This window comes from Streptomyces sp. RLA012 (assembly GCF_056270325.1).
The window spans coordinates 7775344-7792814 of sequence record NZ_JBWDPA010000002.1; the positions used below are offsets into that span (position 1 = coordinate 7775344).

Sequence of the window (17471 nt, forward strand, 5' to 3'; positions counted from 1 at the left end):
AGGGCTGTGGGGACAGGAGTTTCAGGGTCGGGTGAGGGCTCCGGCGTGTGATCACCGTCCGAGGGCCCGCCGCGCCTCGGACGGAGAGGCCTGCGGCGACTACGGCGTGGCGGCGATTCCCGAGTGGTGGCTCGGGGTGGCAGCAAGCTTGCTGCCGAGGATCATGCTCAACCGGTTGGTTCGCGTCAATTCCCCCGCCCGGCACCATACATCGGTCGGCGGCCTGCGAGGTGGCGTGTGCCGCCGCAGCCGAGACGTCACGGTCTGTTGGCCGCCAGTAAGAATTTCGTGATCAATTTTTGATGATTCCAAACCTGTGAAGTCGCTGAAGGTGCAGTTACGCTCACGCAGCCGGTTTCAGTCACTGGCGTGATCTATGCGTTCCTCTCAGCGGCGAACGCCGTGAATGCGTCACGTCCGTTGCCGGCCACCGGCGGTCCAGTACGACGCGGCTGCCGCGGCTCAGCAACATGTCGAAGGAGGCCCGGGTGTCCGGGAACAGAGGGAACCCGCCGCTCGCCCCCGAGCCACCGGGGACAGCCGACCGGAGTCAGCGGTCGCGTCCGACAGCGGTGGGCTTCCTCGACCGGTGGCCCTTCCGCCGCAAGCTCAACGTCCTGGTGATCGCGCCCATCGCGGCGGTCGGCCTGCTTCTCGGAATCGCGGCCTACGACCAGGCCCGGCAGGCCCAGGACGCGGGCCGGATCGCGGAACTGGTGCGTGACAGTGAACAGGTCGCGAAGCTCGTCAACGACGTACAGGCCGAACACCGGCAGGCGCTCGTGCTGTCCGTGCAGTACGACGAGGTCCGTCCCGGAGCCTCGCTGCCGCCGGCCGACGAGTACCGCCGGGCGCAGCGGAACACCGATGCGCAGGTCGCCGCCGTGCGTACGGCGTTCGGCGCGGGCCTGTCGCCCGAGGAGGTGCAGGCGCTCGACTACATCCGCCGCCTCGGTGTCCTGCGCGACAGGCTCGAACGGGGCTACGTCGCCGTCGCCGACATCGACCCCGCTTACGCTTCCGCGGTCGACTATCTGATCGACGGCATCGGTCTGGACCGTTACTCCGGCACTTCTTCGTCCACGGTCACGGCACTTCTCGACACGGTGCTGCGCGCCGACGCCGCCCACGCGTCCTTCGAGAGCGCGGTGTTCTCGGCGCAGACCCGTGACGCCAACGCCCTCAACGAGTACAGCCGCGCAGTCGACTCCCATGCCCTCTACGACCAGCAGGCGCGCCGGTTCCAGCGGATCGCCACCCCTGGCCAGGTGCTGACCATGGACGGCATCGAGCGCAGCGCGGAGCAGAACGGAGTCAAGGCCCAGTTCGCGCAGCTGCAGATCGATCCCGGTGCCCTGCAGGGCAAGACACCGGCGCAACTGCGCAGTGCGATCGCCGACGGAACGCGCCAGTCCGAGACCCGCCTCGGCATCACCCGGTCGCTGATCGAGCAGACCGCAGCCGAGGCCGACACCGCCTCCACGGACGCCCTGCGAGGCTCGCTGTACCTGCTCGGTCTGGCCGTTCTCGGCTTTGTCGTCTGGCTGGCCTTCTGTGTCCTGGTCCGGCGCTCGGTCGTACGTCCCCTGGTGGCCCTGACCGACGCCGCCCAGCAGGTGGTCGACGTGGCGGGCGAGGAACTGGCCCGGGTCGCGGACGACGAGTCCGACGACACCACCCCGCTGCAGCCGCGGCCGATCCCCGTCCCGGTGCGCGACGAGATCGGCGGACTGGCCGAGGTGTTCAACCAAGTACAGGTGGCCGCCGCACAGTTGCTGGAGCGACAGGTACTGAGCCGCCGCAACGTGGCCGAGATGTTCGGCAACGTCGGCCGCAGAGTAAGCCTCCTGACGACCCGTCAGCTGCTTCTGATCGATGCGATGGAACGCGAGGAGACCGACCTCGAACTCCTCGAACAGCTATACCGCATCGACCACATCGCCGTACGCCTCCAGCGCAACGCCGACAGCCTGATGCTGCTCGCCGGCATCCGGGAGAGCGGCATCGAGTCCCGGCCGATCCCCCTGGCCAACGTCATCCGTGCGTCGCTCGCCCAGATCGAGGGCTATGAGCGGGTGTCCCTGCGGTCCGAGACGGAGGTCACCGTCGAGCCCGACATCATCGGTGACCTGACCCTGATGTTCGCCGAACTGCTGGAGAACGCGGTCGCGTTCTCCCCCTCCCACACGTCCGTCGAGGTGGTGGTCCGCCCCGGCGCCGACGTCACCGAGGACGGCGGGACTCTGATCGAGATCATCGACCACGGGCTCGGCATGAACGCCGAACGCCTCGCCGAGGAGAACGCCCGGCTGGTCCGCCGGGAACGGCTCGATCTCGCACCGACCGAGGTGCTCGGTCTCTTCGTGGTCGGGAGCCTGGCCCGGCGCTGGGATGTGCGGGTGGCCCTGACCCGTACGCCGGGCGGCGGCGTCAGCGCCACCGTGTGGGTCCCCGCCGCGCTCCTGTCGGCCATGAGCCCCGTGGACCTCCCGGAGCCCGTGACCACGGGCCCGGTTGCGAACGTGACGCCGTTCCCGGCGAGGACGGGGAAGGGGACCACCGGGCCGCTGCCGGCCGCTGCCTCCGCCGTCCCCCCTCAGCGGCCGGGGGCTCCGTCGCCGCGCGGTGAGCTGCCCCGGCGCGTCGCGCCCCCCGCCGACGCGGGCCCGACCACCGCGGAACGGACCGTCGCGCGGACTGACGCGGAGCGAACCGTCGCCGCGGACGAACCGCCATCACCTCGTACCTCCCGGCCACTGCGTCGGCGGGAGCGGGGAGCGACACTCGCCCGGGCCGCTTCCCCGGTCGACCGGACATCGTCGCCCGTACCACAGCTCCTGGACGCCGAGGCCGTCCGTTCGGAACTCGACGCGTTCGAAGCCGCGGTACTCCAGGCGGAGCAGGACTACGACCATGCTCCGACCGGGCCCGAACCATCTCAGCAGCAGAAATCCCAGAAGGAGCCGGGCAGTGCCCACGTTGACAGCTGACATGAGTTCCGAGAAGCCGGAACCGACCGACCTGCGAGCCGCCGCGGCCGATTTCACCTGGCTGCTGGAGCGGTTCGCCGCAGACACCCCCGGCGTGGCCGACGTCATCGCGGTGTCGTCCGACGGCCTGCTGATCGCCGTATCCCAGCTGCGGGAGCAGGCCGACTCCGAACGGCTCGCCGCGATCGTGGCCGGTCTGACGAGTCTTGCCGCGGGCGTATCCGGAAACTACGGTCTCGGCGGCCTCAACAAGGTCATCCTCGACCTGGAGCACGGCCATGTGCTGGTGTCGGCCATCGGAGCCGGCGCCGTCCTCGGCATCGTGACCTCCGAGGCCGCGAAGCTGGGCAACATCGCCTACGCGATGACCGTCTTCGCCAAACGGACCGGGGCCGCGCTCACTCCCCAACTGGTGCTGGAGCTGAAGAACAGTGTCGGCGCGAAGTCGGCCCGCTGACCTTCCCCGAGCCGGGGCACGGGTGCAGGCACATCGTGAAGGGATCGTGATGTCCGTCGTCGGACCACCACACGAGGCAGCAGGGGACGCCGAGGGCTCGCCGGAGCCGCGACGCCGCGCCCCCGCGATCCGGCCGTTCCTCCTGACCACCGGGCGGGTGTCGGCAGGCGGCACCGGCCTGCCGATGCCGGTGGAGGCCCAGGTGGTGTCGACCTCGGCCGGGCTCCTGGCCCTTCACTCGCTCACTTTCGAACACCAGGAGATCGTCGCGGCCAGCCGGCGACCGCTGTCGGTGGCGGAACTGGCCGCCGGGCTGCGACTGCACCTCAACGTGGTGCGCGTGCTGGTCGAGGACCTGCGTGCCGCCGGGCATCTCGCGGTCCATCGGCCGAACGCCGCGATCGCCCAGGATCTCTCCGTACTGCGAAGGGTTATCAATGGTCTCCGTGCCGTTCCCGACTCACGGGACACACTCCGTGACACCAGCTGAACAGCCGCCGACACCGGTCAAGCTGGTCATCGCCGGCGGCTTCGGAGTCGGCAAGACCACGGCCGTGGGCTCGATATCCGAGATACGACCGCTGACCACGGAGGCCGCGATCACCCAGGTCGCGGCGGGAGTGGACGACCTCAGCCACACTCCGGGCAAAACCACCACCACGGTCGCCATGGACTTCGGCCGCGTCACCATCGACCCGACACTGAAGCTGTACCTGTTCGGCACCCCGGGCCAGGACCGGTTCGGCTTCATGTGGGACGACCTGGTGGAGGGCGCCCTCGGCAGCTTGGTGATCGTGGACACCCGCCGACTCGACGACTGCTATGCGGCGGTGGACTACTTCGAGCACAGGAACGTCCCCTTCGCGGTCGCCGTCAACGCTTTCGACGGGGAGGTCGAACACGACCTCGAGGAGGTGCGGTGGGCACTGGACATCGCCGAGCACGTACCACTGATCGTCTTCGACGCACGAAAGACGGGCTCGGTCCGCGACGCGCTGCTGGCCGTACTGGACGTCGCCGTGTCCCGCGCGGAAGCCGCCGCGATGCCCTGATGGCGGAAGGCCGGTCGGCTGTGCCCACATCCGCGACGTGGACAGGACGCGGGGAACGGGCCGAGGTTGCCGATGACGCCGCTCAGTCCCTCGAAGGTGTCGCCGATCTCGCTCGGCACGCCCCAGAACTTGCCGGCGTCGCCCTCCGCGCGGCTCCCCGGGTCGGCTGAGCCGGTCGATCCTGCAGGCGTTCGGGACGCGTTCGGGACGCGTTCGGGACACAAAGACAGGAACAGATTGACAAAGACCAAGCGGTACCGACCGTGCTCGCCCTCTCTGGCCTGCGAAGAGGCCAGAAATCGGCGTTGATGGACAAGGGTCGCCAAGATCCTCAAAGGACTCATCATCCGTCGGCCGTGGGTTCGAGTCCCACCCGCCCCACTCCGCGCTACGCGTGAAGAAACCTTCTGACCAGCAACACTGCTGGTGGACCAGAGCGATCCGGTGCTGGCCGCGCACGCCGTGGTGGCGGGCGGCATCCTCGTGCCCCAGTACGACCTTGAGATCCTGCTCGGCGAGCACTGCGCCCGCCTCGGCGTCGAGATCCGCCGCGGCATCGAGGTGCACGGTGTGCACAGCACGGGCGAGAACCTCGGCGACGACGCCGATGTCGTGGTGGAGACCAGCGAGGGCGAGATGGCGGCCGGATGGGTCGTCGCGGCCGACGGTGGCCGCAGCGTGATCCGCAAGCAGCTCGGCACCGACTTCGCCGGCACCGATCCGCACCTGGTCGGCTACCAGGCGGTCGCCGACTTCGACGACCCGGGCAAGCTCGGCCGCGGATGGACATGGACACCGCGCGGTATCTACGCCCACGGACCGATCCCGGGGCGCATCCTGGTGGCCCGGTTCGCGCCGCAGCCGGAAGACCGCGACGCGCCCGTGACGCTTGAGGAACTGCAGCACGTGGTACGGGAGGTCACCGGCGTCGAGGTCACTCTCACGGGCCTGCACGGGCGTGCGACCCGATGGTCGGACAACGCGCGGCAGGCACAGTCGTACCGCCACGGCCGGGTACTGCTCGCGGCGATGCCGCGCATGTGCACTCGCCGTTCGGCGGGGGTGGACGGCTCTGCTCGGAGGGCTCGGCAGCCGGCGAGAAGACCGTCGTCGACAAGTGTGTAGCCCCCGCAACCGGCCCGTTCACGGCTGGAGCGGAGCGGGAGCAGTGACCACCAGCTTGGTGTTGTGGAGCGCGTCGACCTGGCCGTGACGGCCGACGCGGGCCGGACCTTCGCGTACCAGGTGCGCGCCGACCTCATGCACCGCACGCGGCTCGTCACCGCATGGGTGCGGTGCCGGTCGGAGCAGGTGCGCCGAGCCGGTTGATGTCGCGGCTGGAGAGCACCGTGGGGCTGCCGCCCTGGAGCGCCACGACGGCGATCACGGCGCGCCCCAGGTGGTCGGTCGTCGTCACATACCCGGGGGCCACCCTGCGCAGCAGCGGGTAGAGCCAGGCCCGGCGGCCGGTGGTAACCAGGCCGCCGTCTCCCCGGGTGAGGGCTTCCTGGGTGCCGCGCACCCAGCGTCGCGAGCGGCTGGGCCCTCTTCGTGCGGTGCGGGAGCGGCGCGGGCCGTCCGAGACCGCCCCGTGCCCCCTCGGTCGCATACGGCGGAACGGATCGTGGGTGCGCGACACCTGGGGACACGGCGGCCTGGTTCCGACTCCACCGCGCGACGAACCTGGTGGTCGGGCAGCCGCCGTAGCTGCCGAACATCCGCCACATCCGCCACATCCGCCTCGGACTGCACTGGCGCCCACTTGGCGCATCGGGCAGACCGATGAGCCGACTCCACCGAGGAGCACGCAGTGAGCATCACCGACAGCCTGAGCTGGAACCCCGAGGCCCTCGACGCGATCCTCTCGAACGACGAGGGGCGCCCGGTCCTGTTCACAGGCGCCCGCATCCTGACGATGGACCCGCTGATCGGGACCCTGACCGGCGCCGACCTCCTGTTCGTCGGCTCCCTGATCGTGGGGGTCGGCCCCGCCATCGTCACCGCGGCGCAGGACGACAACGCCGTCGTCGTCGACTGCACCGGCATGACCATCGCCCCCGCGGTCGTGGACACCGTCGCGCTGGCCGGCGGCCGCGGTCACCGTTCGGAGTACGTCGCGACGCTGACCCCGGGCAACACCCCCGACTTCCTGGTGCTGCCCGACGAACTCGCCGCCGACGTGCCGAGCGCGGTGGCCACCCTCATGACCCGGCCGGAGCAGGTCCGCGCACTCGTCGCGGCCGGTCGGCCCGCCCTGTGGGCCGGCGTCGACGCCCCCGGCCGGGCCACCGCCCCCGAGACGGGCATCCCGGGCGCCGGGGGGCCACCGCCCCCGAGACGGGCATCCCGGGCGCCGGGGACCTGACCGGCAGTCCGCGGGTCGGCGTCTGGATCGACAAGAACGACTTCCTGCACCAGGGGCTCACCGCCGACGGCCGCTACGACGAGACCCGGGGCGGCCGCCCGCACGCCTACCAGGGCCGGTACTGGATCGACGGCGACCGCATCGACTACCTGGACGACCTCGGCTTCTGGGCCTACGGAGAGTTCCAGGGCGACGAACTGCACCACGCGGGCTACGTCATGAAGCTCGGCTGACCCTCCGTCCGGCTGACCCTCCCTCCGGCCGAGGCACTCACGGCCGAGGCACCCACGGTCCCGGCATCCACGGCCCTGGCACCCCACCGTCCTGGCACCCGCCGCCCCGGCACCCGCCGCCCCGCCGCCCCGGTCCTCCCGGACCGCCAACACTCTTGGGGACACCTCATGAACATCAACGACACCACCAGCGCCGCCGTGCTCGAAGAGCTGCGGCGCCGGCCCGCCGACCGGCGGCGCATCCTGTTCACCGGCGCGACCATCGTCACCATGGACCCCGACCTCGGTGTCATCGACCGCGGCGACCTGCTCGTCGAGGGCGACACGATCACCGCCGTCGGGCCCGACCTCGGCGCGGGCGATGCCGTGGTCGTCGACGCCACCGGCACGATCCTCAGCCCCGGCTTCGTCGACACCCACCGGCACGCCTGGGAGGCCCAGCTGCGCCGGATAATGCCGGACGTCGACGACCTCGGCGGCTACGTCATGGCCACGCTGACCGGCTACGCCACGGTCTACCGGCCCGAGGACATGTACACCGGCACCCGGCTGGCCGCCCTGACCGCGATCGACAGCGGCATCACGACCATGCTCGACTTCTCCCACAACTCCCGCACCCGCGAGCACTCCGACGCCGCGATCGAGGCCCTGCGCGACACCGGCATCCGCGGCGTGCACGCCTCCATGGGCCCGCACTTCGGTGCGTGGGACCGGCAGTGGCCGGGCGATCTGACCCGTATCAAGGACCAGTACTTCAGCAGCGACGACCAGTTGCTCACGCTGCGCCTGGCGACCCTGGCCACCGACGAGATCGCCGGACCGGCACTCGCCTACGGTCCTGAACTCGCCCGCGTGGCCGAGGACTTGGGTGTCGGAGTGAGCGTGGACGCCGTCTTCGGCACGTCCTCCTCCGAGGCGGTACTGCGCTGGGCCAAGGACGGCGTTCTCGGCCCCGACGTCACCCTCATCCACTCCACCGGGCTGACCCCCGAGGCTTGGAAGGCGATGGGGGAGACCGGCACCACCGTGGCGCTCGCCCCGACCTCCGACGCGCAGATCGGCCTGGAGACCGCGATCCCCGCCGTCGACGAGGCACTGTCCGTCGGCATCCGCCCCGGACTGAGCATCGACGTCGAAGTCGCCCTGGCCAGCGACATGTTCACACAGATGCGGGCTCTGCACGCCATCCAGCGGATGCGCGCGGTCAACGCCGCCCACGGCACCGACCGGCAGCCCTCCCGCATCACCACCCACGACGTCCTGGACTTCGCCACCCTCCAGGGCGCCCGCACCAACGGCCTGGCCGGCGTCACCGGCTCACTCACCCCGGGCAAGAAGGCCGACCTGCTGGTCGTCCGGGCCGAGGACCTCAACAACATGCCCCTCAACGACCCGATCGGCACCCTCGTGCTGGGCTCCGACGCCCGCAACATCAGCGCGGTGCTCGTCGATGGCGAGCCCCGCAAGTGGGACGGCCAGGTCCTCGACGTCGACCTGGCCGCCCTGCGCAGCGAGGTGCACGCCTCGCGCGAGTACGTGCTGAACACCCCTGCCGCCTGAGTGTCCACCGCCGCCGGAGCGTCTCCTGCCGCTTGAGCATCCCCTGCCGGCTGCGCGTTTCCCCGTCGCCCGAGCATCCCCCTCCGCCGTCCCCCGGCCGTTCCCTCCCCGGCGGCCGGGGGCGCCCCATCGAACGCGCCAACACCACGGCCTACCGCCACTACCGTCTCGACATCACCCGCAACGCCGGCTCGACCGAGACCCAACTCGCCCAGGTCCGCTTCGTCGAAGCCCCGACCGGTCAGGCGTTCACCGGCTACCACCAACGCTTCAACGAGGGCCCCATCGGCTATCGCGGCACGCCGGTCCCCACGCCCACGCCCGCCACCCTCCCGGCACCCCGCCTGGCCGCGGACCTGGAAGCAGCCGTCGAGAGCCTGACCGCCACCGCCCAGACCCTGGCCGCACTGGCCTCCCAACTCCGCAACGGCTGATTCCACGCGCGGGTGTCCGTGCTCACCGCCGACGACACCGCCGTCCTTTTCCCACGGAACCGAACCCCTCGTCGAGGGAGACCCGCCCCCAGGGAGACCCGCTTTTGGTGATCGGTAAGCTGGCGGAACTACTCGACGGTATGGAGGGCTGACGTCATGGCGTATCTGTTCATGGGTCTGATCGGTGTGCTCGCCGGTATCCGTGTGCTGGGGCTGCGCCGCCGTCAGTTGAGCGCGGCTGCCGGGCCGTCCTCCACACCGATCCTCCGGCCGTCGGTCCTTGCGGTCCTCGCCGGGATCGCCATCGCGGGCGGTGCCTTCCTGCTGGTGGGCGGGATCGTCGTGCTGGTCCAGGGCTGAGCGACGGCGTCGTTGTCGGCGTTCGCACCGGGGCGAGACGCCCCGGACGCGGGCCCGGGGCGTCTCGCGGACTCACTGGATCGGCGAGTCGGGTGGGGGGAGCCGGACGGTGCGGTCCCGGTCGACGGATTGGACGCCGTCGACCGCCTCAAGGGCCGGGATCCGGTCCTCCGCGATCGTGCCGGAGAGCGTCCCGAGGATCGGCTGCTCGCCCGTGACCGTCAGCCCGGCCCGGCGCGCGGCCTCGACCACTTCCGCGAACCGGTCGGGGTCCACCGCGAGGATGACCGCGACCGGCCCGGCCTGGGACGGCTCGCTCACGGGGCCTGGAGCAGACCGGAGCCGACGTCCCCGACGGGCTGCGGCAGCGGGAACGCGCCCGACAGCAGACTGGCCTTGAGCTCCTCCGCGGAGGAGTTGGGGTTGGCCTGGGCGATCAGCGCGAGGACACCCGCGACATGCGGCGTGGCCATGCTGGTGCCGCTCATCGTCTGGTACCCGCCGCCGGGGGCGGCCGAGTGGACGTTCCTGCCGGGAGCGGCGATGTTGATCTCGCCGCCCGAGCCGTTGATGCCGCCGCAGGAGTAGTACGACGTCGTGAGGGCCTTGTCGAGTGAGCCCACGGCGAGGATGGACGGGCAGTTGGCGGGTCGGCCGACGGGCGCGGTGTGCCCGGGACGTCGGCTCTCGTTGCCCGCGGCGGCGATGATCACCGTGCCGAGCTGGAGCGCACGCTGGGCCAGCTTCTCGTACGTCTGCGGGAAGAGCTCACCCGGCCGGACGCCGGCGCCGAGCGACATGGAGATCGCTCGTGCGCCGCGCGCGATGGCCCAGGCCATACCCGCGAGGATCTGGCCGTCGGTGCCGCTGCCCGAGTTGTTGAGGACCTTGGCGGCGAGGATCCGGCACTCGCTCGCCACGCCGTAGCGGGGGCCCTCGTGGGGGCGGAGGGGACCTGCCACGGTGCCGATGCAGTGCGTGCCGTGGCCATGGGCGTCCTCGACGGTCTCGCCGGGGACGAAGGAGGCCGTGTCCTCTATGCGCCCGGCCAGGTCCGGGTGGTCGGTGTCCACACCGGTGTCGAGTACGGCGATCTTCACACCGCGTCCGGTCAGGCTGGACATGTTGGCGCGGATCGCCTGCATGCCCCAGGTGCAGATCTGCTCGTCCCAGGCCGGGCCCAGGGCGGCGGCGATCTCGGCGTTCGTCTGGCGTTCGACCACGCCCTCGTCGCTGCGGTAGGCCGGGAAGAACTCGGTCGGCGCCTGCTGCGGGGCGGTGATCACCGAGGCGTAGACCATGCGCTCCGGCTCGGCCGCGATGATCGAGGGCTCGGCCTCGGCCGTGGTCACCAGCGCGTGGCGCTGGTCGGGCCGCACTTCGACGACGGCGGCGCCGAGCTCCTCGAAGAGCACCGACACGTCGGGGCGCTCAAGGAGTTCGGAGACGTTCGCGGACTCGCTGCCTCGGACACGCTCCACCGGTGCGATGTCGGCGGCGGCACGCAGTGCGTTCAGTCCGCTCTCCTGGTCGCTCAGGTCGAGCAGCACCACGTACCGGCCGGTGTACTCCGCGCCGTGCCCCGTCAGGGGGCTGCTGGGTCGATCGGGCTGCTCGCCGAAGGCGCGCCTGTCCATGGGTCCATTCGCCATTGAAGTTTCCGCTTTCTGTGGACTTCTGTGGATTACCCCGTTGTGTGGACACGCGACGATGCACGGAATGTCGACGCCAGGGATGGTGGGGCGCGATTCAGCGTGTATCGACGCGTGGTGCCGTCGCCTGCAGGGCTGTTCCCGGGCAGACCATCACCACGGCACCGCTCCCTCGTACACCGTGGCAGCGGGTAGGGGGGCCCGCAACGCGGTACCGCCGTTCGGGGGAGCGGAGACGGAGTGGCCGTCCCTGCCGGACGCGCTCGGGACGAAAGAGCGGAAATGGCTCAGTGGGGTGACGAAGCGGGCTCTTGTCGGCCATCACGCACCGTGAGCCATAAATCCCCCCGCCCTCTTCGACCCGCGCCCCCTCCTGAACCGCCATTCAGCTGGTGGCGTGGCACAGCGTGCCGCATGTAACCCTCTGGTTGCCCAAGCATCATTCACGCGTCCCTCTTTGGCGGTCTGATGTTCGCTGTCTTCTCCCTGTGAGACGTTTAGGCTTTACCGTCCTTTGGGCACTGGGTCCCCACTACGCAGCCTGTCGTCATCAGGGTGTGCGTCCCTTCTGTCCCCCCGTGTACGCAGCACTTCTCCTCTATCTGCGAGGGTCAAAGAGCCATGCGAGCGCTACTCACCAGCAAGGCCGCCAGGCGAGCCCTGCGTCCGATCGCCGATCTCATCGATCAGCGCATCGAGCGCCAGATCCGCCGTTCCGTCGGAAACGGATATGAAGGTTTGCAGCAGGAGCTGACGACGATGCGCAATCGTCAGCGCCCCGTCGAGCTGCTGTTCGACGGGACGGGGCGCGGCGTGTCGCGCATGCCGGCCCAGGTCCATCTCGACCGCGCCATCGAGGAGTTGGCGCAGGTGAGCGGGGACAGGGACGGTGCGGAGCGGAACATCGCCCAGGCGTTCCGGCTGCTCATCGGTCTGGAGGCGCTCGGGGTCGGCCGGATCGCCGGCGGCACCATGAACATCTGCGGCAAGCTCTCCGCCGTACCGCTGCTCGATCCGCCGAACGACGAGATCCTCGAGATCGGCACCCTGTACGGGATGTTCGGCGCGGCCCTGATCCGGATGATGGAGCGCGCGGGACGCAGCCCGAGTCTGACGATCGTCGACCCGCTCGCGGGCCTGCAGCTGCAGCCCGGCACCACCGAGGGGGCCGACCCGACGGGCACTCCCGTGCGCGGTGCCGCGGTGCGCACCAACCTGGCCCTGGTCGGCGCGGCCGGTGCCGCGACCCGTGTGCAGCAGGGCTTCTCCGAGGACCCCGAGGTGCGCGCCCTGGTCTCCGACCGTTCCTACGGAGTGATCATCGTCGACGGCGACCACTCCGCCTCGGGCGTCGCCGCGGACCTGGAGTGGGCCGAGAAGATCGTCGCGCCCGGCGGGATCGTCGTACTCGACGACTTCGGGCACCCCAAGTGGCCCGGTATCAAAGAGGCCTTCGACAAGCACATGGCCACGGACACCCGGCTGACCTTCCTCGGTCAGGTGGCCAACTCGGGGTATCTGCGCGCGAACGCGTAGCTGCGGGCGCCGTGGCTGCGGGCGCCGTAGGTACGGGCGCCGTAGGTACGGGCGTGTAGGCGTGAGTGTGTAAGAGGCGTTGCAGGGGGTCTGCCCATCGGCCCCGACTCGTGATAGAAGCGGCGGAAGGGGATTATCGGAAACTGAGAATGAGGTTCTGATATGAAGGCTGTGGTGGTCGGGGCGTCGAGTGGACTGGGCCGTTGCATAGGGGTCGACCTGGGGCGCCGCGGCGACCAGGTCGCCCTGCTGGCACGCCGGCGCGACCGGCTGGTCGACGCGGCGAAGGAGGCGGGACCGGACGCGCTCGCCGTCGCCTGCGACGTGACCGACGAGTCCTCCTGCCGGGCGGCGATCGAAGAGGCCGCTGCCGGGCTGGGCGGTATCGATGCCCTGGTCTACGCGACCGGCATCGGCCCGCTCGCCCCGGTCGAGAAACTCGACGCCGACACCTGGCGCCGGGCCATGGACACCAATGTCATCGGCGCGGCGCTGGTCACGAGCGCCGCGCTCCCGCATCTGTCGGCGTCGGGCGGGGTCGCCGCCTATCTCTCCTCGATCGGCGGCTCGCTCACGCCGTCCTGGCCGGGGTTCGCGGCCTACCACGTGAGCAAGGCGGCCCTGGAGAAGCTCGTCGAGGCGTTCCGCGTCGAGCATCCGGGCGTGGGCTTCACACGGTTCGTGGTCGGCGACTGCGCGGGCGGTGAGGGGGATTCGACGACCGAGTTCACCAACGGCTGGGACCGGGGGTACGCGGGCGAGGTCATGCCGGTCTGGCGGGACCGCGGCTATCTGACCGGCTCCCTGCTGGAGGTGGAGGAGTTCCTCCGCGTCCTCGACGTCGTACTGCGCTGCGGCGGCACCGTCCCCGAGGTGACCGTGACGCCGCGCCCGCCGGTCCGCTCTTCGCAGGGCGGCTAACGGCCCAGCGCCGCGCCCCCGTTGATGTGCAGCAACTGCCCCGTCAGATAGGCGGCCTCCGGTGACGCCACGTACCGGATGGCCGCGGCGATCTCCGAGGGGTGGCCCGGCCGGCCCGTCAGCGACTGGGCGACCCGGGAGGCGACGAACTCCGGCGTCGCGCGGTCGCCGAAGAACTCCGTGTCGCCGACGAAGCCGGGGGCGACCGCGTTCACGGTGATGCCCTCGGGGCCGACCCGCCGCGCGAGGTCATAGGTGTAGGTGTTGATCCAGCCCTTGGAACCGCCGTACGACCCCGGGCCGCGCAGCGAGGCGATGGAGGAGAGCTGCACGATACGCCCGCCGGGGCGGCGCAGATGGGGGAGCAGGGCCTCGGTGAGCAGGACCGCGGTGAGTACGTTGGCGTCGAAGTTGCTGCGGTACGCCTCGGCGACGGAGGCGAGCGTGCCGTCGTGCGCGGGGGCCGCGTTGCCGCCCGCGTTGGCCACCAGGACGTCCACCGGGGTCTCGTCCGCGATGATGAACTCCCGTGCCGCGCCGACCTGTTCGGGGTCGGCGAGGTCCGCCGCGCACCAGGTCGCCGTCGACTGCCCGTACTGCTCGTTCAGCGCGTCGGCCGCCTTGCGCAGTACGTCCTCGCGGCGGCCGAGGAGCACCACCCGGTCCCCGTCCGCGGCGAACACCTCCGCCGTCGCCCGCCCGATCCCGGTACCGCCGCCGGACACCACCACACGTCGCTGGGCCATGTCGTCCCGTCCTCGGATGTGAATGTCGGTCATGTGTGCGTACGGGCTGCGACGCTACGGAGGCCATGGGGTGGCGTCAAGTGGTGTGCGGGGTGGCGTGGTTGCCCGGCGCGGCCGGCTCTTCGTCAGAGAGGTGACTGCCAGGTGACGGTTGTGCCCACGCCGCCACGGTTCGCGCCGCCGTCCTCCGTGTGCCCGTCTTCCGTATCCCCGTCCTTCGCGCCGCCGTCCTCCGTGTCCCCGTCGTCGAAGACCGTCAGCCGTACCCCGGCCCGCCCGTAGGGCAGTGTCGCCGTCACGTCGACCGTGAGCTCGATGCGGGACACCCCGGAGCGGTTCGACGCGGCGGCCAGGGCGCGGCGCAGCGCCGCGAGCAGATGGCCGGCGACGGGTTCCGTGACACGGGTCTCCACCGCGCCGATGAACCTGGCGGACGGCTGGAAGCCCAGCAGCGCCGCCGCGCCCGCCGTCTCGCGCAGCACCTTGCCGCGGAAGGTGGTGGGGGCGTCGGCGGGCGGCTGCTGGAGTGCGAAGATCGCCGTGCGGACTTCCTGGACGGTGGACTGGAGCTCGTCGACGGCACGGCCGAGGGCCGCGTACACGTCGTCGTCCGCCTCGGCCCGCGCGCGGCTCCGGCGCTGCGTGGACTCCAGCATCATGCAGGTCGCGAAGAGCCGTTGGACGACCAGGTCGTGCAGGTCGCGGGCGATCCGGTCGCGGTCCTCGTAGACCGCGAGCCGTTCCCGGTGGTGCTGGGCGTCCGCGAGGACCAGCGCCAGCGCGGCCTGCGAGGCGAACTGCGTGGCGAGCAGCCGCTCCACCGCGCTGTAGGGGCGGTCACCGCGCCGACGGGGCAGGGCGAGCGTGCCGATGAGACGGCCGTCCGCCTGGAGCGGCAGCATCATGCTCGGCCCGAACCGGTGCCGTACATGCGCGGTCAGCCGCGGGTCGGTCGCGGAGTCGTCGATGAACACCGGTTCACCGCCCAGGAGTTGTACGAGGACGGGGCTGCCCGGCTCGATCGTGGTGCCGACGATGTCACCGGGGTCGTCGGGCGTGGAGGCGGTCACCACCTCCATACCGCCCTCCTCGGTGGGCTGCAGGATGACACCCGCCGCGGCGTCGGCGAGGAGCCGGGCCTGTTCGGCGACGGTCATCAGCGCGTCGGCCGCGCTCTGACCGGTGAGCAGCGCGGTGGTGACGGCGGCCGCGCCCTCGATCCAGTGCTCGCGCCGCCGGGCCGCCTCGTACAGCCGGGCGTTGCCGATCGCGATGTCGGCCTGGGCCGCCAGCACCCACAGCAGCTGCTCGTCCTCGTGGGTGAACGGTCCGCCGCGCTTCCCCGAGAGGTACAGGTTTCCGAACACTTCGTCGTCGACGCTGATCGGGACGGCCAGGGCGTCCTTCGGCCGCCCCGCCGTCATGAGCTCGGGCGGGTCGGCGCCGGCCGTACGGATCTGCACGAGTCCGTCCTGTTCCGGATCGACCACGCCCAGCGCCGCGTACCGGGCCCCCGTCAGCTCGGCGGCGGCGTCCACGATGTGGCGGAGCGTGGCCCGCAGTTCGAGGTCGGTGCCGACGCTGAGGACGGCCTCCAGGAGGGACGGCAGGCGGGGGACGGGATCGCGCACACCACGGACGGGCTCGGGCACATCGGGAACGGGCTCGGGCACGTCAGGATCGGCATCGGGAACGGGGTCCGGCGCACTGGTACCGGGGTCCGGTGCATCAGGGTCGGGGTCGGGGCCAGGGCCAGGGCCAGGGCCAGGGTCGGGGTCGGGGTCGGGGTCGGGACCAGGGCCAGGGTCGGGGTCAGGGCCAGGGTCGGGATGCGGGCGGGGATCGGGCATCGGGTGCTTCTTCGGGGTCCGGACGTCAGTTCGCCAGTGGGTCCAGGAGCAGTGGCTCGACCTTGCCCTCCAGCATGTAGCCCAGGCCCTGCACCGCGCACACGTCCGGCCGTTCGGCGATGTGCACCGGCATGCCCGTCGCCTGCCGCAGCATCTGGTCGAGCCCCGGCAGGAGCGCACTCCCGCCGACCATCATGATCCCGCGGTCGGCGAGGTCGGCCACCAGGTCGGGCGGGCAGGCCCGCAGCACCTTCCCGATCCCGTCGAGCACGGCGGTCAGCGGGGTCTGGATGGCGTCCCGTACGGCGGCGGTGTCGACCTGCACGGAACGGGCGAGGCCGGTCGCCACGTCCCGCCCGTGGATCTCCGTCGACGCCGGACCGTGCGGGGTGAGCCCGTTCCCGGAGAGGGCGAGCTGCAGCGGGCGTACGGACTGCGACGGCAGCATCAGCTCGTGCTGGTGGCGCAGATGCTGCACGATCGCGCGGTCGACGGCCTCGCCGCCCACCGGAATGCGTTCGGCGGTCACGATGGACCCCAGGGACAGCACGGCGACCTGGGTGGCGGCCGCCCCGCACACCATGATCATGGTGGCTTCCGGCTGCTCGACGGGCAGCCCGCAGCCGACGGCGGCGGCGATCAGCGTGTCGACCAGCTCGACCCGGCGCGCTCCCAGCCCGACCAGCGTCTCGATCGTGGCGCGCTGGGCCAGCGGGTCCGCGTCGTGCGGGGTGCAGGCCGCGGCGCGCAGCCGCGGCTTGCGGCGCAGGGCGCGGCGCGCCTTGTCGCCGAGCAGCTGGCGCAGCATGCGCTGGGCCATCTCGATGTCGACGACCGTGCCGCCGGACACCGGCCGCATCACCCGGATGTAGTCGGGGGTGCGGCCCGTCATCTTCTCCGCGAACTCGCCGACCGCGATCAGTGCGCCGCTCCTCGTGTTGATCGCGGCGACACTCGGCTGGTCGACGATCAGCCCCGCGCCCTTCACATACACCCGGGTCCGGGCCGCGCCCAGGTCGACGGCGAAGTGGCAGCGGCGCAAGCGCTCGAGACTGGCGGTCATGGCAGGTCCTCCCGAGAGCAGACCGTGGGGCCCCGCCGGGCGGCGGTCCTTAATCGCATGGTGCGGGGGAAGGGGGCGGGGCGCCTTCTGTGGGGGGCCGGGCGGGGGGCCGCTGGACGGGTGGTCCTGCCGGGGCGGGCCCTGGCACGGCGCGCGGCGGCGGCCGGGTTCCGGCGGGGATCCACGCCGATGACGTGAAGGGCGGTGGGGGGCGGTGGCCGCCCTCGTCCGTCCGTCCCCCTGCGCGGACAG

At 71.3% G+C, this 17471-nt stretch carries 19 protein-coding genes; 12 read left to right on the forward strand and 7 right to left on the reverse strand.

The features are described 5' to 3' along the window. Positions 1 to 470 precede the first annotated feature (470 nt). The 5 genes from RV986_RS35655 to RV986_RS35675 all read left to right on the forward strand — a co-directional run bounded on the left by RV986_RS35655 (position 471) and on the right by RV986_RS35675 (position 5624). The gene (locus tag RV986_RS35655; RefSeq protein WP_475921302.1) at positions 471 to 2990 is read left to right on the forward strand and encodes a sensor histidine kinase; all 2520 of its coding nucleotides are present in this window, start codon (positions 471 to 473) and stop codon (positions 2988 to 2990) included. 1 nt (position 2991) lies between these two features. Further along, complete coding sequence (locus RV986_RS35660; RefSeq protein ID WP_475921303.1) at positions 2992 to 3447, forward strand: roadblock/LC7 domain-containing protein; 456 nt, start codon at positions 2992 to 2994, stop codon at positions 3445 to 3447. Positions 3448 to 3496: 49 nt separating this feature from the next. Next, a complete protein-coding gene (locus RV986_RS35665; RefSeq protein WP_475921304.1) occupies positions 3497 to 3937 on the forward strand; it encodes a DUF742 domain-containing protein in 441 nt (146 codons plus the stop codon). Beyond that, entirely contained in the window at positions 3885 to 4499 is a 615-nt protein-coding gene (locus tag RV986_RS35670; protein WP_475921305.1) for a GTP-binding protein, read from the forward strand. The genes RV986_RS35665 and RV986_RS35670 overlap by 53 nt, the downstream gene beginning before the upstream one ends. A 426-nt stretch (positions 4500 to 4925) precedes the next feature. Then, the gene (locus RV986_RS35675; protein WP_475921306.1) at positions 4926 to 5624 is read left to right on the forward strand and encodes an FAD-dependent monooxygenase; all 699 of its coding nucleotides are present in this window, start codon (positions 4926 to 4928) and stop codon (positions 5622 to 5624) included. 18 nt (positions 5625 to 5642) lie between these two features. Here the strand turns inward: RV986_RS35675 and RV986_RS35680 are convergent, their stop codons facing one another. Together RV986_RS35680 and RV986_RS35685 are read right to left on the reverse strand one after the other, a co-directional pair. Next, the gene (locus RV986_RS35680; protein WP_475921307.1) at positions 5643 to 5765 is read right to left on the reverse strand and encodes a hypothetical protein; all 123 of its coding nucleotides are present in this window, start codon (positions 5763 to 5765) and stop codon (positions 5643 to 5645) included. A 13-nt stretch (positions 5766 to 5778) separates the two neighbouring features. Continuing rightward, on the reverse strand, positions 5779 to 6108 hold the full coding sequence (locus RV986_RS35685) for a hypothetical protein (RefSeq protein WP_475921308.1): 330 nt from the start codon (positions 6106 to 6108) through the stop codon (positions 5779 to 5781). A 201-nt stretch (positions 6109 to 6309) separates the two neighbouring features. Here RV986_RS35685 and RV986_RS35690 point away from each other — a divergent pair, with 201 nt between their 5' ends. The 5 genes from RV986_RS35690 (at position 6310) to RV986_RS35710 (ending at position 9451) form a co-directional block, all read left to right on the forward strand. Beyond that, complete coding sequence (locus RV986_RS35690) at positions 6310 to 6864, forward strand: hypothetical protein (protein WP_475921309.1); 555 nt, start codon at positions 6310 to 6312, stop codon at positions 6862 to 6864. Next, positions 6756 to 7097 carry an Atu4866 domain-containing protein gene (locus RV986_RS35695; RefSeq protein ID WP_475921310.1) on the forward strand — a complete coding sequence of 114 codons (342 nt, stop codon included), beginning with the start codon at positions 6756 to 6758 and terminating at the stop codon, positions 7095 to 7097. Before RV986_RS35690 ends, RV986_RS35695 begins: the two co-directional genes overlap by 109 nt. Positions 7098 to 7265: 168 nt before the next feature. After that, positions 7266 to 8657, forward strand: a complete 1392-nt coding sequence (locus tag RV986_RS35700) for an amidohydrolase family protein (RefSeq protein WP_475921311.1) — start codon at positions 7266 to 7268, stop codon at positions 8655 to 8657. A 32-nt stretch (positions 8658 to 8689) separates the two neighbouring features. After that, positions 8690 to 9091 carry a hypothetical protein gene (locus RV986_RS35705; protein WP_475921312.1) on the forward strand — a complete coding sequence of 134 codons (402 nt, stop codon included), beginning with the start codon at positions 8690 to 8692 and terminating at the stop codon, positions 9089 to 9091. Between the two features lie 156 nt (positions 9092 to 9247). Then, entirely contained in the window at positions 9248 to 9451 is a 204-nt protein-coding gene (locus RV986_RS35710; protein WP_475921313.1) for a hypothetical protein, read from the forward strand. 72 nt (positions 9452 to 9523) lie between these two features. Here the strand turns inward: RV986_RS35710 and RV986_RS35715 are convergent, their stop codons facing one another. After that, entirely contained in the window at positions 9524 to 9772 is a 249-nt protein-coding gene (locus RV986_RS35715) for a hypothetical protein (RefSeq protein ID WP_475921314.1), read from the reverse strand. Next, positions 9769 to 11103: a S8 family peptidase gene (locus RV986_RS35720; protein WP_475921315.1), complete on the reverse strand. Its 1335-nt coding sequence runs from the start codon at positions 11101 to 11103 to the stop codon at positions 9769 to 9771. Before RV986_RS35720 ends, RV986_RS35715 begins: the two co-directional genes overlap by 4 nt. 621 nt (positions 11104 to 11724) lie before the next feature. Here RV986_RS35720 and RV986_RS35725 point away from each other — a divergent pair. Together RV986_RS35725 and RV986_RS35730 are read left to right on the forward strand one after the other, a co-directional pair. Beyond that, a complete protein-coding gene (locus RV986_RS35725) occupies positions 11725 to 12639 on the forward strand; it encodes a class I SAM-dependent methyltransferase (protein WP_475921316.1) in 915 nt (304 codons plus the stop codon). 162 nt (positions 12640 to 12801) lie between these two features. After that, positions 12802 to 13560 carry an SDR family oxidoreductase gene (locus tag RV986_RS35730; RefSeq protein WP_475921317.1) on the forward strand — a complete coding sequence of 253 codons (759 nt, stop codon included), beginning with the start codon at positions 12802 to 12804 and terminating at the stop codon, positions 13558 to 13560. On the opposite strand, the gene RV986_RS35735 is transcribed toward RV986_RS35730, so the two are convergent. The 3 genes from RV986_RS35735 to RV986_RS35745 all read right to left on the reverse strand — a co-directional run bounded on the left by RV986_RS35735 (position 13557) and on the right by RV986_RS35745 (position 17219). Continuing rightward, the gene (locus RV986_RS35735) at positions 13557 to 14306 is read right to left on the reverse strand and encodes an SDR family NAD(P)-dependent oxidoreductase (protein ID WP_475921318.1); all 750 of its coding nucleotides are present in this window, start codon (positions 14304 to 14306) and stop codon (positions 13557 to 13559) included. The genes RV986_RS35730 and RV986_RS35735 overlap by 4 nt on opposite strands. A gap of 125 nt (positions 14307 to 14431) precedes the next feature. Continuing rightward, complete coding sequence (locus RV986_RS35740; protein ID WP_475921319.1) at positions 14432 to 15979, reverse strand: sensor histidine kinase; 1548 nt, start codon at positions 15977 to 15979, stop codon at positions 14432 to 14434. A gap of 202 nt (positions 15980 to 16181) precedes the next feature. Beyond that, the gene (locus RV986_RS35745; RefSeq protein ID WP_475921320.1) at positions 16182 to 17219 is read right to left on the reverse strand and encodes a rod shape-determining protein; all 1038 of its coding nucleotides are present in this window, start codon (positions 17217 to 17219) and stop codon (positions 16182 to 16184) included. Positions 17220 to 17471 lie beyond the last annotated feature (252 nt).

Excerpts from the sequence above, each read along its gene's own strand:
- RV986_RS35655 (WP_475921302.1), top strand. The coding sequence starts at position 471 with ATGTCGAAGGAGGCCCGGGTGTCCGGGAACAGAGGGAACCCGCCGCTC.
- RV986_RS35660 (WP_475921303.1), top strand. The coding sequence starts at position 2,992 with ATGAGTTCCGAGAAGCCGGAACCGACCGACCTGCGAGCCGCCGCGGCC.
- RV986_RS35665 (WP_475921304.1), top strand. The coding sequence starts at position 3,497 with ATGTCCGTCGTCGGACCACCACACGAGGCAGCAGGGGACGCCGAGGGC.
- RV986_RS35670 (WP_475921305.1), top strand. The coding sequence starts at position 3,885 with ATGGTCTCCGTGCCGTTCCCGACTCACGGGACACACTCCGTGACACCA.
- RV986_RS35685 (WP_475921308.1), bottom strand. The coding sequence starts at position 6,108 with ATGCGACCGAGGGGGCACGGGGCGGTCTCGGACGGCCCGCGCCGCTCC.
- RV986_RS35700 (WP_475921311.1), top strand. The coding sequence starts at position 7,266 with ATGAACATCAACGACACCACCAGCGCCGCCGTGCTCGAAGAGCTGCGG.
- RV986_RS35710 (WP_475921313.1), top strand. The coding sequence starts at position 9,248 with ATGGCGTATCTGTTCATGGGTCTGATCGGTGTGCTCGCCGGTATCCGT.
- RV986_RS35720 (WP_475921315.1), bottom strand. The coding sequence starts at position 11,103 with ATGGCGAATGGACCCATGGACAGGCGCGCCTTCGGCGAGCAGCCCGAT.
- RV986_RS35725 (WP_475921316.1), top strand. The coding sequence starts at position 11,725 with ATGCGAGCGCTACTCACCAGCAAGGCCGCCAGGCGAGCCCTGCGTCCG.
- RV986_RS35730 (WP_475921317.1), top strand. The coding sequence starts at position 12,802 with ATGAAGGCTGTGGTGGTCGGGGCGTCGAGTGGACTGGGCCGTTGCATA.
- RV986_RS35735 (WP_475921318.1), bottom strand. The coding sequence starts at position 14,306 with ATGGCCCAGCGACGTGTGGTGGTGTCCGGCGGCGGTACCGGGATCGGG.
- RV986_RS35745 (WP_475921320.1), bottom strand. The coding sequence starts at position 17,219 with ATGACCGCCAGTCTCGAGCGCTTGCGCCGCTGCCACTTCGCCGTCGAC.